This window comes from Sphingobium sp. RAC03 (assembly GCF_001713415.1).
Classification (GTDB): Bacteria; Pseudomonadota; Alphaproteobacteria; order Sphingomonadales; family Sphingomonadaceae; genus Sphingobium.
The window spans coordinates 3107181-3121302 of the sequence record NZ_CP016456.1; the positions used below are offsets into that span (position 1 = coordinate 3107181).

The window sequence follows — 14122 nt, forward strand, 5'->3', positions numbered from 1 at the left end:
GCCATGCCCGACAACATCCTTCCCGCCGAACTCGTCGATCTCGCCGAGCGCGTCATCATCGCCAACCGGCGCGCAGGCCGCACCGTCGCCGTGGCGGAAAGCTGCACCGGCGGGCTGGTATCGGCTGCGCTCACAGAGATCGCCGGATCATCCGACGTGTTCGAGGCAGGTTTCATCACCTATTCCAATGACATGAAGGTCGAACTTCTCAAAGTGTCTCAGGATGTGCTGGAAACCTTCGGCGCCGTCTCGATCGCCACCGCCTGGGCCATGGCCCAAGGCGCGCTCAAGCAAAGCCACGCCCATGTCGCCGTCGCCATCACCGGGATCGCAGGGCCAGGCGGCGGCACCGAACAGAAACCGGTCGGTACGGTCGTCTTCGCCCGCGCCGAACGCGGCGCGTCGGCGGACAAGGTCGTCGCTGACATGCGGCATTTCGGCGATACCGGCCGCGGCGGCGTCCGGCTTCAAGCGGCGCTATGCGCGCTCGAACTGTTGCTGCCCGAACCCTCCGCGCCATAAAGCGCGGCGGCGCGGGTTTCGAACGCGCCGATCATCTTGCGTAACGCCCGGTCGAACACCTGGCCCGCGAGCATTTCGAACAGGCGGTTCTTGAACTCGAACTCGACCTCGAAATCCACCAGCACGCCACCCTGCCCGTCATCGCGAAAGCGCCATTCATTGTGCAGATGCTTGAGCGGCCCGTCCATATAATCGACTCGGACATGATCGGGCCGATGCTTGTGAACGCGCGAGGTGAAGCTTTCCTTGATCCCCTTGAAGCCCACGATCATGTCGGCAACCATGTCCGCTTCGCTGTCCGATCGGACACGGATCGCACTGACCCAGGGCAGAAATTCAGGATAGGCCGCGACATTGGACACCAGGTCGAACATCTGGGTCGGCGTATAGGGCAGATGGCGGGTTTCGCTATGCTTGGGCATCGAGAATTCAGGCCTTCACAGCCGCTTTGGCCAGTTTCGCTTCACGCGCCGCGCGCATCTGCGCGAAATCCTCGCCGGCATGATAGCTCGACCGGGTCAGCGGACTGGATGCAACCTGCAGGAAGCCCTTGGCCCGCGCGATCGCGGCATAGCTGTTGAACGCCGCCGGGGTGACGAACTCCATCACCTTGGTATGTTTGGGCGTGGGCTGCAGATATTGGCCCATCGTCAGGAAATCGATATCGGCCGACCGCATATCGTCCATCACCTGATGCACCTCCAGCCGCTCTTCGCCCAGGCCCAGCATGATGCCCGACTTGGTGAAGATCGACGGATCGAGCCGCTTGACCGACTCTAGCAATCGCAGAGACGCATAATAGCGCGCACCGGGCCGGATGGTCGGGTAGAGGCGCGGAACCGTCTCCAGATTATGATTATAAACGTCCGGCCGCGCCGCGACGATCATCTCGACCGCCCGCTCATGCTTGTTGCGGAAGTCCGGGGTCAGTATCTCGATCGTCGTGTTAGGCGTCGTCCGGCGCAGCGCCTCGATCACCTTGACGAATTGCGACGCGCCGCCATCGGGCAGGTCGTCGCGATCGACCGAGGTGATGACGATATGCTCCAGTCCCATCTCCGCCGACGCATCGGCCAGATTCTGCGGCTCATTGACATCGACCTTGCGCGGCATGCCCGTCTTGACGTTGCAGAAGGCGCAGGCGCGGGTACAGACATCGCCCAGGATCATCACGGTCGCATGTTTCTTCGACCAGCATTCGCCGATATTGGGGCAGGCCGCTTCTTCGCATACCGTCGCCAGCCCCTTGTCCCGCATCAGCTTGCGCGTCTCATGATAGGCGGGGCTGGTCGGTGCCTTGACGCGGATCCAGTCGGGCTTGCGCATGCGCTCCGGCTGACCGGGCACGGGGATGGGGGCAATGTCGTTCATTGGCCCCAGATAGCGATGCAGGGCCGGTCTTGCCAGTGCTGATATTGTCGGGCACACCCCGTCGCATGACCGACTTTACCGACATGCTCGCAGGCTATCGCCGCTTCCGTGAAACCGGATGGGCGCAACAGCGCGGCCGATGGGATGAATTGAACGAAGGGCAAAGCCCCCGCGTCATGGTGATCGCCTGTTCCGACAGCCGGGTTGACCCGACCCAGATTTTCGACAGCAGCCCCGGCGAAATCTTCGTCGTCCGCAACGTCGCTGCCCTCGTGCCCCCGTTCGAAACGACGCCTGGCCATCATGGCGTGTCGGCGGCGCTGGAATTTGCGGTGCAGGTGCTCAAAGTGGGCGAGATCGTCGTCATGGGCCATGGCAAATGCGGCGGCTGCAAGGCCGCGCTCAGCCATGATCTGAAAGACGCGGAACCGGGCGAAGGCGGCTTCATCCATGCCTGGATCGAATTGCTCGACGGTGCCCGCGAAACCGTGATCGCCGCCCATGGCGACGACCGCAGCCGCGACGTCGAACGGGCGATGGAGCAGGAAGCGGTCAAGGTCAGCCTCGCCAACCTGCGCACCTTCCCCTGCGTCCGTTCCAAGGAGCGCAAGGGCGAATTGAAACTCGTCGGTGCCTTCTTCGCCATTGCCGACGGCCAGTTGCACGTCATGGACGAGCAAAGCGGCATTTTCTCGCCCGCCTGAAAGGACTGATATGGCGTCGACACGCGATGGCAGCGGCAATATCGCGCTGCTGATAGATGCCGACAATGCGTCCGCTGCGCATTTCGATCCGGTGATGACCGTCCTGGCCGAACTCGGCACGGTCAATATCCGCCGCGCCTATGGCAATTGGAGCAAGACCACGCTCAAGACCTGGGCGGCGCTCTCGGTCGCGCAGGCGATCGAGCCGCAGCAGCAGTTCGATCTGACCAAGGGCAAGAACGCCACCGACATGAAGATGACGATCGACGCCATGGACCTGATGGCATCGGGCCGGGTCGATGGCTTTGGCCTCATGTCGAGCGACAGCGACTTCACCCCGCTCGTCACCCGCATCCGGCAGCAGGGCATCCCGGTCTATGGCTTTGGCTCGGTTCAGACGCCCGAAGGCTTCCGCCGTGCCTGCACCCGCTTCATCGACGTCGCAGCGCTGGCCGCAGCCGAAGTGCCGTTGACCAAGCCGGTCGCGAAGAAAGCGACAGCAACCGCCGCCAAGTCGCCGCCAGCGACAGAAAAAAGCACGCCTGCGAAAGCCAGTCCGGCCAAAGCCGCGCCACCCGCCCCGGTGGCGAAGAAAGCCGTGGACGAGGAAGTCATCAAATTGCTGATCGACGCCTATGGATCGGTCACCCGCGACGAACGCGGATTCGTGCGATTGGGATCGGTAGGCCAATTGGCCGGGAACCGCTCCAGCTTCGACGTGCGCAATTATGGCTATAAGCGCTTGTCCGACCTGGTGCAGGACATTCCCAATTTCATCTCGGAAACGCGCGAAGGCGGACAGGTCTGGATCAAGCGGGTCAATTGATCCGCGCGACGGAAAGCCGCGACGCTACCGACGATCACAAAAAAAGGGCCGGTCTTCGCAAAGACCGGCCCGTAAAGTTTTAGGAGAGGATGCCTGAAAGGCACCGTCTTCCTGCATTGATAGCGGTATCATAACAAGTGCAAAGCGATGGCTTGCGGTTGCAAATGTTGCAACCGCAATAGAATTACGCTTCGCCCCAGATGGCTTGCGCCGTCTGCACCACGAGTTCGAGCTTCGCCCGCTGCTCATCCGGCGTGATCGCATTGCCCTCTTCGGTGGAAGCAAAGCCGCATTGGGGCGCAATGCCGAGCTGGTCGATGTCGGCATATTTCGCCGCTTCCTCTATCTGGCGCTTCAAACCGTCGATCGGCTCCAGATCGGGCACCTTCGTCGTGATGAAGCCGGGGTAAACCCGCTGCTTGCCCTTGGCCAGAAAGCGCAGCGGCTCCAGACCACCGGCCCGCTCGCTATCATATTCCATGAAGAACAGATCGACGCCGGTCTGATTGAAGATGGCATCCGCCGCCAGATCATAGGCCCCTTCGGCCGCCCAGGTGGAACGGAAATTGCCGCGGCACATATGCATCCCGATCAGCATGTCGGCCGGGCGATCCTTGATCGCGTCCTGCATCATGCGGGCATAGGCCGTGATCAGCCAGTCGGGATCAATGCCTTCGGCGACCTTCTGCGCCCGATGCTTGGGGTCGCAGAGATAGGCGAAGAAGATATCGTCCATCTGCAGATAGCGGCAACCCGCATCATAAAAGGCCTGAACCGCCTTGGCATAGGTTGCGGACAGGTCCGCAAATAGCGCACTGAGATCGGCATATTCGGGGACGCGAATATCCTCCTTCGCGGTCCGAAAATGGCAGCAGCTAGGGCCAGGGATCGAAATCTTCGGCGTTACGCTGGTCGTTTTCGCCAGGAACCGGAAATGGTCGAGCATCGGATGGTCAGCTGGGAAGTCCAGCTTGCCCGTGATGACCGGGAAGGTCGGCCGCAATTTGACGCCATGGAATTGCGCGCCTTCCTCCGGGTCGCGCTGTTCCAGGTCGAAGCCGGTCAGCCCGCCCATGAAATCATAATGCCAGAAGGACCGGCGAATTTCGCCATCGGTCACGACCTTGAGGCCCACGGATTCCTGCATCTTTACCGCTTCGACGATCCCGGCATCTTCGATCGCGGTCAATTCCGCGCGGGAGATGCTCCCTTCTTCGAAAAAGGCCTTTCGGGCAGCGGTAACGGCAGCAGGCCGCAGCAGCGAGCCGACATGATCGGCCCGGAACGGAGGGGTAGAGTTGGTCATCGTCAAAAATCCGTGATGCGCGATTATCGGGTCAGCTTCTTATAGGCGAGGCGCGTGGGCCGATCGGCCGCATCGCCCAGGCGGCGGCGCTTATCCTCTTCATAGGCTTCGAAATTGCCTTCGAACCATTCGACATGGCTGTCGCCTTCGAACGCAAGGATGTGGGTGGCCAAGCGATCGAGAAAGAAGCGGTCATGGCTGATGACCACGGCGCAGCCCGCGAAATTTTCGATCGCCTCTTCCAGCGCACCCAGCGTTTCGACGTCGAGATCGTTGGTCGGTTCGTCGAGCAGCAGCACGTTGCCGCCCTTTTTCAACATCTTGGCGATGTGGACGCGGTTGCGCTCACCACCCGACAGCTTGCCGACATTCTTCTGCTGGTCCTGCCCCTTGAAGTTGAAGGCACCGACATACGCCCGCGTCGACATGTCATGGCCATTGACCTTCACATAATCGAGACCGTCGGAGATTTCCTCCCAGACATTCTTGCTTGGGTCGAGATGATCGCGGCTCTGGTCGACATAGCCCAGCCGCACGGTCGTACCGATATCGACTTCGCCGCTATCGGGCGTCTCCTGACCGGTGATGATCTTGAACAGCGTGGATTTACCCGCGCCGTTCGGCCCGATCACGCCGACGATGCCGCCCGGCGGCAGCAGGAAGGACAGGTCTTCGAACAACAGCTTGTCGCCATAGGCCTTGCTGATACCCTTGAACTCGATGACCTTGCCGCCCAGACGCTCTGGCACCTGGATGACGATCTGCGCCTTGCCGGGCGAGCGGTTGTTCTGGCCTGCGACAAGTTCCTCGAACTTCTTGATACGCGCCTTGGACTTGGTCTGACGCCCCTTGGTCCCTGCCCGGATCCACTCCAGCTCGTCGTTGATCGCCTTCTGGCGGCCGGTGGCCTCGCGGTCCTCCTGCTCCAGACGCTTGGCCTTCTTCTCCAGATAGGTGGAGTAGTTGCCTTCGTAGGGGAAATATTTGCCGCGATCGAGTTCGAGGATCCAGCCCACGACATTGTCGAGGAAGTAGCGGTCATGGGTGATCATCAGCACCGCGCCCGCATATTCCTTCAGGTGATTTTCGAGCCAGGTGACGCTTTCGGCGTCGAGATGGTTGGTCGGTTCGTCCAGCAGGAGAATGTCGGGCTTCTGGATCAGCAGCCGGGTCAGCGCGATCCGGCGCTTTTCACCGCCCGACAGATTTTCGACCGACAGGTCGGACGGCGGACAGCGCAGCGCTTCCATCGCGATCTCAAGCTGATTGTCGAGCGTCCAGCCATCGACCGCGTCGATCTGCTCCTGCAACGTGCCCATTTCCTCCATCAGCGCGTCGAAATCGACGTCTTCTGGCGGATCGGCCATGATGTTGCTGATCTCGTTGAAGCGATCCATCTTGTCCGCAATCTCGCGGGCACCGTCCTTGACGTTTTCCAGGACATTCTTGTTGGGGTCGAGCTGCGGCTCCTGCGCCAGATAGCCGACCGTGATATTCTCGCCCGGCCACGCTTCGCCCGAAAAATCCGTGTCGATCCCGGCCATGATCTTGATCAGGGTCGATTTACCCGCGCCGTTCGGCCCGACGATGCCGATCTTGGACCCGCGATAAAATTGCAGGTTGATGTTGCTCAACACCGGCTTGGGCGCGCCGGGGAAGGTCTTTGTCATGCTCTTCATGACATAGGCATATTGCGAGGAGGCGGACATGGGTTCTGCAGCTCCGAATAAAGACAGAGAAAGGATTTGGCGCGGAGTTAGCGGAGGCGGGACGCATTGGCAAATGGGTGATCGCTCGCTACGCTCCCATCCATGCAGAAAATCCGATCGGGCACGCTGGCCGCCCTCCTCCTTGGCAGCGCTTTCACCCCCACCCTCTCCTTCGCTGCCCCAGCAGACAGCGCCGCGATTCGCGAGGCGGCGCTCAAGGACGACGTCGCCTGGGACTTTACCGAAGGGCTGACCACCGAAGTCGGGCCACGCCCGGCTGGCACGCCGCAGGAGGCGCGCGCGCGTGACTGGGCGGTGGCCAAGCTCAAGGCGCTGGGGTTCAGCAATGTGCGGGCCGAACCCTATACCATGCCAGTGTGGGTGCGCGGCCATGACGAAGCGAAGATCCTCTCGCCCTTCCCGCAAAATCTGGTGCTGGCGGCGCTGGGCAATAGCGGATCGACCACGGACAAGGGGATTACCGGCGAAGTCGTCTATTTCCCGACCCTCGCCGATCTGGAAGCAGCCCCCGATGCGAGCCTGAAGGGCAAGATCGCCTTCGTCAGCCATGGTATGGAAGCAACGCAGGACGGCTCCTCCTACGGCTATTTCGGCGCAGCGCGTCGGCAGGGGCCGAGCATCGCGGCGAAGAAGGGCGCGATCGGCATCCTCATCCGCTCGATCGGCACTGACCATCACCGCATGCCCCATACCGGCGTCCAGATGTGGGCCGATGGCGTCACGCCCATCCCGGCCGCAGCGCTCTCCGTACCCGATGCCGAACAGCTTGCGCGCGTCATTGCGCGCGGACAACCGGTTAAGCTGCACCTCACCCTGACATCGAAGATGCTCAAGGATCAGCCATCGGGCAATGTCATCGCGGAAATTCCCGGCAGCGATCCAGCGTCAGGCGTCGTCGTCGCGGCCTGTCACCTCGACAGCTGGGACCAGGGCACAGGCGCTATCGATGATGCCAGCGGCTGCGCCATTGCGGCGGCATCCGCCCTGCATGTCGCGAAAGCAGGCCAGCCCCGCCGCACCATCCGCGTGCTGATGGCGGGCGCAGAGGAAGTCGGCGGCGACGGCGCGCGCGCTTATTTCAAGGCCCATGGCGCGGAAAAACATGCGCTGGCGATCGAGTCGGACTTTGGTGCCGACCGGGTGTGGCGCGTCGATTTCAAGCTACCGCAAGGGCATGAAGCGCTGGCGACGCGCGTAGCGGCGGCACTGGCCCCGCTCGGCATCGGCGCAAGCAAGCAGGAGGCTGGCGGCGGCGCGGACATCGCGCCTTTGGTGCGGGCGGGCGTGCCCGTCATCGACCTTCAGCAGGATGGCACGCGCTATTTCGATCTGCACCACACGCCCGACGATACGCTGGACAAGGTGGACCCCGCGCAACTGCGCCAAAACGTCGCCGCCTGGGCCGTCACATTGAACCTTATCGCCAATGCATCAGAATCCATGGGCGTTAACTGAACTTTTATTGTAGACAACACCCCGTCGCGTGATTCTGTCGCTTCACCGACGCAGAAAAGCATTGATTTGTGCAGCGCACACGTTAATGCGGGTCGCTCGCGTAGGGTCACATCATAAAGTGGCTGACGCGGCAAAATGCTATGGGAGCCGTACACAATGAAGAAGATCGCTGTAGTTTTCGCTTCGGCCAGCCTGATGGCTCTCGCCGCTTGCGGTGAGACCCCGGCCAACGAAACCGCGAACGCTTCGAACGCCGTGGTTGAGAATGTCGTCGAGAACGCCATGAACGCCTCGGACAATGCCATGAATGCCGCCAACGCTGCCGACAACGCTGCGATGATGGCAAACAACGCTGCGAACGCGATGTAATCTTCGCGTCAGCGAGATTTCCGAAGGGCGGGCCGTCAGGTCCGCCCTTTTTGTTTGTAAGTCGATTGACGGCACGCACATTGGGCCGCTAAGGCGCATCGACGTCGGGGAGTAGCGCAGTCTGGTAGCGCGCCTGCTTTGGGAGCAGGATGTCGCAGGTTCGAATCCTGTCTCCCCGACCACTTACCTCACATGATGCGCTGCACGATGATCCAGGCCGGCACTGCCGCCAGCGCCAGGAACGTCCCTAGCGGGACTCTCGCACCGGCCGCCTTGGCCCGGCCCGTCATCAGCATCACCAATAGGCCCGTCACCGACGCGATCAGCAGGATGAAGGGCAAGGCTTGCCAGCCCATCCATGCGCCGAGCGCGCCCAGCAGCTTGGCATCGCCCAGGCCCAGCCCGTCCCGCCCCCGCACCGCCCGATAGCCAAGCGCAATGGCCAATAGCGCGCCATAGCCCGCCGCCGCACCAATGGCGCGATCGACCAGCGCCACGTCGGTTGCCCACAGGCCGATGGTGAAGCCCAGAAAGGCCAGCGGCAGCGTAAGCGCATCGGGGAGCCAGAAATGCCGCCAGTCCAGCACTGCTAGCGTCAGCAGCAACCAGCCCAACACAGCCCAGCCAATACCGCCCAGATTGGGCATGGCGCCTAAGGCCAGCGCACCAATCACCGCGCAGCCTGCTTCGACCCGGCCATGCAAAGGGTCGATCGCTGCCCCACAACTACGGCATCGCCCGCGCTGCATCATCGCGCTGAACAACGGTATCAAATCCCGCGCGCCAAGCGTCCGCCCGCACCCGTCGCAGGCCGATCGCCCCCGCATCACGCTGCGTCCCTGCGGCCAGCGCAGGATCAGCGTCGCGAGAAAACTGCCGAGAATCGCACCCGCCAGCCCGCCGATCAGCGCCGCGACCGGCTCGATCACAGTGTGCCGTCGACCTTGAGCAGCTGCCCGTTGCCAACAGCCGCAAAGCCCGCCAGCCCCAACGCCCCGGCCAGTGTCGGATCCGCCGTCTCCACCCGCATTTCAGCAGAATAGCGTCCCGACCGCCAGATGCGCAGGGTCAGCTTTTCCATCCCCGACTGGCTGACCAGCGGCAGCAGCAAGGCATCGCCATCGCAGCTGACGACGCCCGAAAGCCCCTGCGTCAGGTTGAGACCGGGAAATTGCCCCGCCATCCGCGCCCGCACTCGCCCCTCGGCATGGCCGCAGCGATCGCCGGCGAAATTGGCACTGACATCGTCCAGCATCAGGCTGCCGACCGGCAGCGGCGCAAAGGTGCGACCCAGCGGCACGGCGCCCGTCACATCGTCGATGCCGATCCGGCCGAAGCCGACCGTCAAAGCGCCGCCAATATCGTCGGCCAGGCCGTTGCGCCGCTCTATGTCGAATCGCGCACGCCCGGTCAGCAGGGCAATGGGCGAAAGACCCGCGCGCACGCTCCCCATCGGCATCTCGCCCAGCATCAGCTGGTCGATCCGCCCGCTCCACACCATCCCCCGCACTTCCCGTGCAGCGACACCAAGCCGCTCCAACCCGGCCAGGCCCAGCGCCACGCGCATCGGCAGGAAGATCAGCAAGCCAAGCGCCAGCGTCACGAGCAGGATGATCCGCATCCGACGCGACAGGGTCAGGCCCATCATTGCCCATTCCCCCGTGCTAGGACGGCCTGCACCGACACACTGCCCGCCGTAGGCGCAGGCCGCGCGCTCATCGTATCGACGCGCACGCCTTGCGCTTCCAGCGTGGCGAGCCAGCTGAACAGCGCCACCGGGCGAACCGAGGCGATCGCGATGTCCATCCGGTCCGCCCCTTGCGCTTGCGCCCGTTCCAGCGTCAATCCCGCCTCGCCCGCGCTCTGGCCAACCAACTGATCGATCGGCGCGCTCGGTCCTGCCGCCTGCGCATTGCGGGGCAGTGCCTTCAACTGCTTGACCGCCGCGCGAACCGCCGCGTTGCGATCAGTCGCGGCACGCAAGTCGTCGCGCGCCGCGATCTGCGCGCGGTCGAGCGGCATCGCCACCCCGAACCACAGGATCACGCCCGCCAGCAGCGCGAACATCACGCCCAGCATCACCTGTTCGCGCGCCGAGCGTTCGGCCCAAAGGCTCTTCATCCGTTCCATCATGACCGCACCGTGATATCCGCCAGCGTTCGCCCGCCCGGATCCTGCGATGGGGTGGCCGTGATCGTGAAGCCCGCCGCCTGGAGCGCGAGCAGCACGATGTTGATGTCGTCGGCCTTCGCCGAGGCCAGCGTCGCGCGCACCATCCCGTCGGGGTCGCGCGACAAGCTGGTCAGCGCCACACCCGGTGCATCCTGCATCGCGCTCAGCAATCCGGCCACCGGTGCGGTAAAGGCACGCCCACCCGCCCCGCGCGCGGCAAGCTGCCCTTCCATCTCGGCCAGCGCCTGCGCCGGATCACTGGCGCCCGGCAGCACTTGCTGCGCCTGCGCCAGACTGTCCGCGTCGAGGCGGCTGGCCTCGCCATAATTTTTCGCAATGCCGATGAGCGCAATCAACAGGCTGGCGAGCAGGATCAGGCCACTCCACAGGGCAATCCGCCCGATCACCCGCTGGTCGATCGACCGCCGCACCCGCTTGGCGAAATCGCCCTGGCGCAGGTCGAGCGGCGGATTGTCGAGCGCGGCGATGGCGCGTCCCTCGATCAGGCCGGGCGACACATCGGCAATCGGTGCATCGCCGATCAGAGCGGATGACGCCATGTCGCCGGTCAGCGCCATGTCCACACCGCGCAGCACGGTTGCGCCGCCAATCTCACCCCGCGCAAAGCCGCTTTCCGGCTCAGGCAGCAACAAAGCAGCCGGGACGATCAGATCAGGGTCCAACCCATGATGCTGCGCCCATAGCAACCAATGTTGCATGTCGGCGCGGCTGGCGAGCGCGATGATATGCGGCCGAGCGGGATCTTCATTGGCGCAAGGGGCGGCGAACAACTGGTCCGCTGGCGCGATGCCACCCGCCAGCGCGGCCAGCCGCGCCGCCGCCCTGCCCTGCCGCACCGGCAGGTCGGGATGAACCGTCCAATGCAAAGCCACCAGAGCGGCGGGCGGCACCAGCATCACCCGTGCCTGATCGGGCAAGGCGGCAATGCCGCAGGCCGCCAACCAATTAGCGCCCACGCCCGCCTGCACCAACGCGCCATCGATCACCCGCATCCAGTGCGGCTCCGCCTCTTCCGCTTCGGGCAGAAAGACGATCAAGGCATCGCGTGCGCTCATGCGCCCGCGCCCCAACTGCGTCGCACGATCGTCGCCGGGTTTTCCCGCGCGTCGATCAGCGCGCGCTCTACCAATTGCGTTTCCCCGACATTCACCGACACGTCCACTTCGAAAAACCCCGTCGTCAATTTGACCTGCTCCGTCACCTCGGTCATCGGCGACAGGCCGCTAAGCGAAGGCATAGCCCAGAATTGCACCGTGCTGCCGTAGCCTTCCGTCGGCCGCTGCGCCAGCAATTGCCGCGCCTGCGCGACTGACAATTGCCCCGGCAACAGCATCGCAAATAGCGGTGCCTGCGTCGGTAGCAGCGTATTGATGTTGATCGGCGACAAATCCGTGACGGGCAAAGCGCAAACCCATGGCCGCGCCAGATCGTAAATGGCAGGCGTGATGCCGTGGACCGCGCGCAACTCGCTGGCATCGACCATCATCCGGTTCGCGGCGCGATAAGCGCGCGGCGCCTGAGCGTAAGTTTCATCCTCCGCGCCGCCCGGCTGCGCAACGCTGTCGCTATCGATCCAGTCGGCGAGCGCGGCCGCAGCACCCTGCGCCTGCCGCGCGTCGACACCCAGCGCCTGAAGCAAGGCCTGAAATTGCGATACGCCGATGGGCCGGACCTTCAGGCTGGCCTCGCTCTCGCCTGTCACAACACTGTTCAGATTGAAGCAATTGCCGCCATCGGTCACCCGCGCGGTCGCTATGCCGCCGGGGACGGGAATGCTCTGGGGCGTACCCATCCATCCACCCGCCAGCGTGATCCTGGCCGGGTTGGACGCGACCAGATCACCGATCCGCATGCGCGCAATCTGCGTCCCGGCATCGGCATAGGCCCGCGCCTGATCAATTGCGCCACCATTGCCCGTCATGCGCGTGGCCAACGCCACCCGTTCGAGCGCGGTCGCAGCGACAACGGACATAACCGCGACCAGCAGCAATACCGTTAGCAACGCCGCGCCGCGTTCATTAGGTTTACGCGGATCAGGCACCGGTTGCACCTTCGACAATTGGTTTCTCGACCGGTCCGGGCGCGACCAGGAATCGCAAGGTGACTGGCGGCTCGCCCGTCCGCGTCAACACCATCTCCACCGCGCGGGGGAGCAGGTCGGGCTGGGTCGGGGTCCAATCGTCCCGCCATTTGCCCTGCGCATCCCGAAATTTCAGGACGACCGCCTCGACATTGTCCAGCAACGCCGCCGGTTCGTCGCCCGCCGCGCCGTCCAGTTGCGCATAGCTGCGCCGCTCCAGCCGCCCCTGCCGCACCCAATATTCGATCTTTTGCAGCGAAGGCCGCGGCAAATCGCCCAGATTGTCCCAGCCGCCGCGCACGAACTGCATCACCGGCTGGCCTTCGCCTTCCCCATTTGCCCAGAAGGCCGGCGCAAGCGTGCCGCTTTCCGTGCGGGTGATGCGCGGCACCGCCTGCCCCAGATCGCCCGCCAGCGCCCCGCCCGCCCGCTGGACCGCGGCCATATCATCCAGCCGCGCCTTGATCTGCGCCTGCGCCGACACACTATTGCCGAGCAGCAGGACGCCCGCACTAGCCAGCATCGCAAAGATCATCAGCGCGACGAGCAATTCGATCAGCGTGAAGCCAGCATCCGGACCATTCTCGCCGTTCGCTTCGAGCGAAGTCGAGAAGCCGTCGCTCGACCCGAACGGATGGAGGCGCGAGGCACGCATCACTCCACCACCCGCACGAAGCTTAGCACCACCGGCGACGCGCCCGGCTGGCCATCGACGGTCAAGTCCACCTGCAGCAACCTCTGATCATCGGTCGGCTTGACGATCCGGCGCCAACGCCAGTTCCGCCCGCCATTGGCGACCGCGCCCTCCTCTTCGCCCACCGAAGGCGGCAAGGGATCGCTCTGCACCTCGACCATCAGGTTACGCGCGACGATCTGGCCCAAAGCCTTGCTGTCGAGGTCGGCGGCGGTCCGCAGCGTCACCCCCTGCAACCGCACGAGCGCCAATGCCGCCAGACTGAACACGGCCAGCGCGACGAGCATCTCCAAAAGCGTAAAGCCACGCTCACATTTCCCGTCACCCCGGACTTGATCCGGGGTCCAGGGCGTAAAGCGCTGCCCTCCGTCGCCCTGGACACCGCGTCCAACCCGGCATGACGGTGGAGGGGATGGCAGCTTAGCCACCGACCATGACCTTCCCGGCCATATCGACCGTCACCGACACCCGCTCGCCTTCGCGCGCCAGCGTGACGGTCAGCGGATCGGTCGGCAGCCCGGTGCCGTCAAAGCCGATCTGTTGCCGCCCATCCTTGCCCACCAAAGCGCGCGTGCCGCCCTTCCAGTTGGCGGTGACGAAAGGCTTGTCCTCCAACGGCACCCATCGCCCCTCCTCGCGGCGCTGGAAACCATAGCCCGACGCCGATACCCACAATCCCATCGGCGCAGCCGTGACGACCGCTTCGTCGCGCGCGGCGGCAACGCGCGCGGCAAAGCGGTCGGCATCCTCGATCACGCGCCCGCGCGGATCGGGAATGGCCATGACGACGGCAGCCGAAATGAAGCCGATGATCGTCAACACGACCATCAGTTCCACAAGCGTGAAACCCTGTTGGGCGGAACGCCGCACAA

General features: G+C 63.9%; 17 protein-coding genes and 1 tRNA gene. 6 read left to right on the forward strand and 12 right to left on the reverse strand.

The window, feature by feature from the left end:
• Positions 1-3: 3 nt before the first annotated feature.
• Entirely contained in the window at positions 4-522 is a 519-nt protein-coding gene (locus tag BSY17_RS19450; RefSeq protein ID WP_069066707.1) for a CinA family protein, read from the forward strand.
• Here BSY17_RS19450 and BSY17_RS19455 read toward each other — a convergent pair.
• Together BSY17_RS19455 and lipA are read right to left on the reverse strand one after the other, a co-directional pair.
• Entirely contained in the window at positions 468-944 is a 477-nt protein-coding gene (locus BSY17_RS19455) for a type II toxin-antitoxin system RatA family toxin (RefSeq protein ID WP_069066708.1), read from the reverse strand. The two genes, BSY17_RS19450 and BSY17_RS19455, sit on opposite strands and share 55 nt — an antisense overlap.
• A gap of 7 nt (positions 945-951) precedes the next feature.
• Complete coding sequence (gene lipA / locus BSY17_RS19460) at positions 952-1893, reverse strand: lipoyl synthase (RefSeq protein WP_037472212.1); 942 nt, start codon at positions 1891-1893, stop codon at positions 952-954.
• A 65-nt stretch (positions 1894-1958) separates the two neighbouring features.
• On the opposite strand from lipA, the gene BSY17_RS19465 reads away from it, so the two are divergent.
• Both BSY17_RS19465 and BSY17_RS19470 read left to right on the forward strand, forming a co-directional pair.
• Positions 1959-2597 (forward strand): carbonic anhydrase, encoded by a 639-nt coding sequence (locus BSY17_RS19465; RefSeq protein ID WP_069067095.1) that lies wholly within the window; start codon positions 1959-1961, stop codon positions 2595-2597.
• A gap of 10 nt (positions 2598-2607) precedes the next feature.
• A complete protein-coding gene (locus BSY17_RS19470) occupies positions 2608-3423 on the forward strand; it encodes an NYN domain-containing protein (RefSeq protein WP_069066709.1) in 816 nt (271 codons plus the stop codon).
• A gap of 184 nt (positions 3424-3607) precedes the next feature.
• On the opposite strand, the gene BSY17_RS19475 is transcribed toward BSY17_RS19470, so the two are convergent.
• Positions 3608-4729, reverse strand: coding sequence for a 5-methyltetrahydropteroyltriglutamate--homocysteine S-methyltransferase (locus tag BSY17_RS19475; protein WP_069066710.1), 1122 nt, complete (start codon positions 4727-4729; stop codon positions 3608-3610).
• Positions 4730-4752: 23 nt separating this feature from the next.
• Positions 4753-6438 (reverse strand): energy-dependent translational throttle protein EttA, encoded by a 1686-nt coding sequence (gene ettA, locus BSY17_RS19480; protein ID WP_037472204.1) that lies wholly within the window; start codon positions 6436-6438, stop codon positions 4753-4755.
• A 102-nt stretch (positions 6439-6540) separates the two neighbouring features.
• On the opposite strand from ettA, the gene BSY17_RS19485 reads away from it, so the two are divergent.
• The 3 genes from BSY17_RS19485 to BSY17_RS19495 all read left to right on the forward strand — a co-directional run bounded on the left by BSY17_RS19485 (position 6541) and on the right by BSY17_RS19495 (position 8465).
• A complete protein-coding gene (locus BSY17_RS19485; protein WP_069066711.1) occupies positions 6541-7914 on the forward strand; it encodes a M20/M25/M40 family metallo-hydrolase in 1374 nt (457 codons plus the stop codon).
• A gap of 156 nt (positions 7915-8070) precedes the next feature.
• Positions 8071-8283 carry a hypothetical protein gene (locus BSY17_RS19490; RefSeq protein WP_037472731.1) on the forward strand — a complete coding sequence of 71 codons (213 nt, stop codon included), beginning with the start codon at positions 8071-8073 and terminating at the stop codon, positions 8281-8283.
• A gap of 105 nt (positions 8284-8388) precedes the next feature.
• Positions 8389-8465, forward strand: a tRNA-Pro gene (locus BSY17_RS19495).
• A gap of 6 nt (positions 8466-8471) precedes the next feature.
• Here the strand turns inward: BSY17_RS19495 and BSY17_RS19500 are convergent.
• The 8 genes from BSY17_RS19500 to BSY17_RS19535 form a co-directional block, all read right to left on the reverse strand.
• A complete protein-coding gene (locus tag BSY17_RS19500; RefSeq protein WP_069066712.1) occupies positions 8472-9212 on the reverse strand; it encodes a prepilin peptidase in 741 nt (246 codons plus the stop codon).
• Positions 9209-9931 carry a type II secretion system protein N gene (locus tag BSY17_RS19505; protein WP_069066713.1) on the reverse strand — a complete coding sequence of 241 codons (723 nt, stop codon included), beginning with the start codon at positions 9929-9931 and terminating at the stop codon, positions 9209-9211. Before BSY17_RS19505 ends, BSY17_RS19500 begins: the two co-directional genes overlap by 4 nt.
• Positions 9928-10416 (reverse strand): type II secretion system protein GspM, encoded by a 489-nt coding sequence (gene gspM / locus BSY17_RS19510; protein ID WP_069066714.1) that lies wholly within the window; start codon positions 10414-10416, stop codon positions 9928-9930. Before gspM ends, BSY17_RS19505 begins: the two co-directional genes overlap by 4 nt.
• Entirely contained in the window at positions 10413-11531 is a 1119-nt protein-coding gene (gene gspL / locus BSY17_RS19515) for a type II secretion system protein GspL (RefSeq protein ID WP_069066715.1), read from the reverse strand. Before gspL ends, gspM begins: the two co-directional genes overlap by 4 nt.
• Positions 11528-12517, reverse strand: coding sequence for a type II secretion system minor pseudopilin GspK (gene gspK / locus BSY17_RS19520; protein ID WP_069066716.1), 990 nt, complete (start codon positions 12515-12517; stop codon positions 11528-11530). Before gspK ends, gspL begins: the two co-directional genes overlap by 4 nt.
• Positions 12510-13211 (reverse strand): type II secretion system minor pseudopilin GspJ, encoded by a 702-nt coding sequence (gene gspJ / locus BSY17_RS19525; protein WP_069066717.1) that lies wholly within the window; start codon positions 13209-13211, stop codon positions 12510-12512. Before gspJ ends, gspK begins: the two co-directional genes overlap by 8 nt.
• Positions 13211-13537, reverse strand: a complete 327-nt coding sequence (gspI, locus tag BSY17_RS19530) for a type II secretion system minor pseudopilin GspI (protein ID WP_069066718.1) — start codon at positions 13535-13537, stop codon at positions 13211-13213. The genes gspJ and gspI overlap by 1 nt, the downstream gene beginning before the upstream one ends.
• A gap of 133 nt (positions 13538-13670) precedes the next feature.
• Positions 13671-14078, reverse strand: a complete 408-nt coding sequence (locus tag BSY17_RS19535; RefSeq protein WP_069067096.1) for a GspH/FimT family pseudopilin — start codon at positions 14076-14078, stop codon at positions 13671-13673.
• Positions 14079-14122 lie beyond the last annotated feature (44 nt).

What these genes read in the sequence shown, in the direction of transcription:
- BSY17_RS19450 (WP_069066707.1), top strand. Translation starts at nt 4, where the DNA reads ATGCCCGACAACATCCTTCCCGCCGAACTCGTCGATCTCGCCGAGCGC.
- BSY17_RS19455 (WP_069066708.1), bottom strand. Translation starts at nt 944, where the DNA reads ATGCCCAAGCATAGCGAAACCCGCCATCTGCCCTATACGCCGACCCAG.
- lipA (WP_037472212.1), bottom strand. Translation starts at nt 1,893, where the DNA reads ATGAACGACATTGCCCCCATCCCCGTGCCCGGTCAGCCGGAGCGCATG.
- BSY17_RS19465 (WP_069067095.1), top strand. Translation starts at nt 1,959, where the DNA reads ATGACCGACTTTACCGACATGCTCGCAGGCTATCGCCGCTTCCGTGAA.
- BSY17_RS19470 (WP_069066709.1), top strand. Translation starts at nt 2,608, where the DNA reads ATGGCGTCGACACGCGATGGCAGCGGCAATATCGCGCTGCTGATAGAT.
- BSY17_RS19475 (WP_069066710.1), bottom strand. Translation starts at nt 4,729, where the DNA reads ATGACCAACTCTACCCCTCCGTTCCGGGCCGATCATGTCGGCTCGCTG.
- ettA (WP_037472204.1), bottom strand. Translation starts at nt 6,438, where the DNA reads ATGTCCGCCTCCTCGCAATATGCCTATGTCATGAAGAGCATGACAAAG.
- BSY17_RS19485 (WP_069066711.1), top strand. Translation starts at nt 6,541, where the DNA reads ATGCAGAAAATCCGATCGGGCACGCTGGCCGCCCTCCTCCTTGGCAGC.
- BSY17_RS19490 (WP_037472731.1), top strand. Translation starts at nt 8,071, where the DNA reads ATGAAGAAGATCGCTGTAGTTTTCGCTTCGGCCAGCCTGATGGCTCTC.
- BSY17_RS19505 (WP_069066713.1), bottom strand. Translation starts at nt 9,931, where the DNA reads ATGATGGGCCTGACCCTGTCGCGTCGGATGCGGATCATCCTGCTCGTG.
- gspM (WP_069066714.1), bottom strand. Translation starts at nt 10,416, where the DNA reads ATGATGGAACGGATGAAGAGCCTTTGGGCCGAACGCTCGGCGCGCGAA.
- gspL (WP_069066715.1), bottom strand. Translation starts at nt 11,531, where the DNA reads ATGAGCGCACGCGATGCCTTGATCGTCTTTCTGCCCGAAGCGGAAGAG.
- gspJ (WP_069066717.1), bottom strand. Translation starts at nt 13,211, where the DNA reads ATGCGTGCCTCGCGCCTCCATCCGTTCGGGTCGAGCGACGGCTTCTCG.
- gspI (WP_069066718.1), bottom strand. Translation starts at nt 13,537, where the DNA reads ATGCTCGTCGCGCTGGCCGTGTTCAGTCTGGCGGCATTGGCGCTCGTG.
- BSY17_RS19535 (WP_069067096.1), bottom strand. Translation starts at nt 14,078, where the DNA reads ATGGTCGTGTTGACGATCATCGGCTTCATTTCGGCTGCCGTCGTCATG.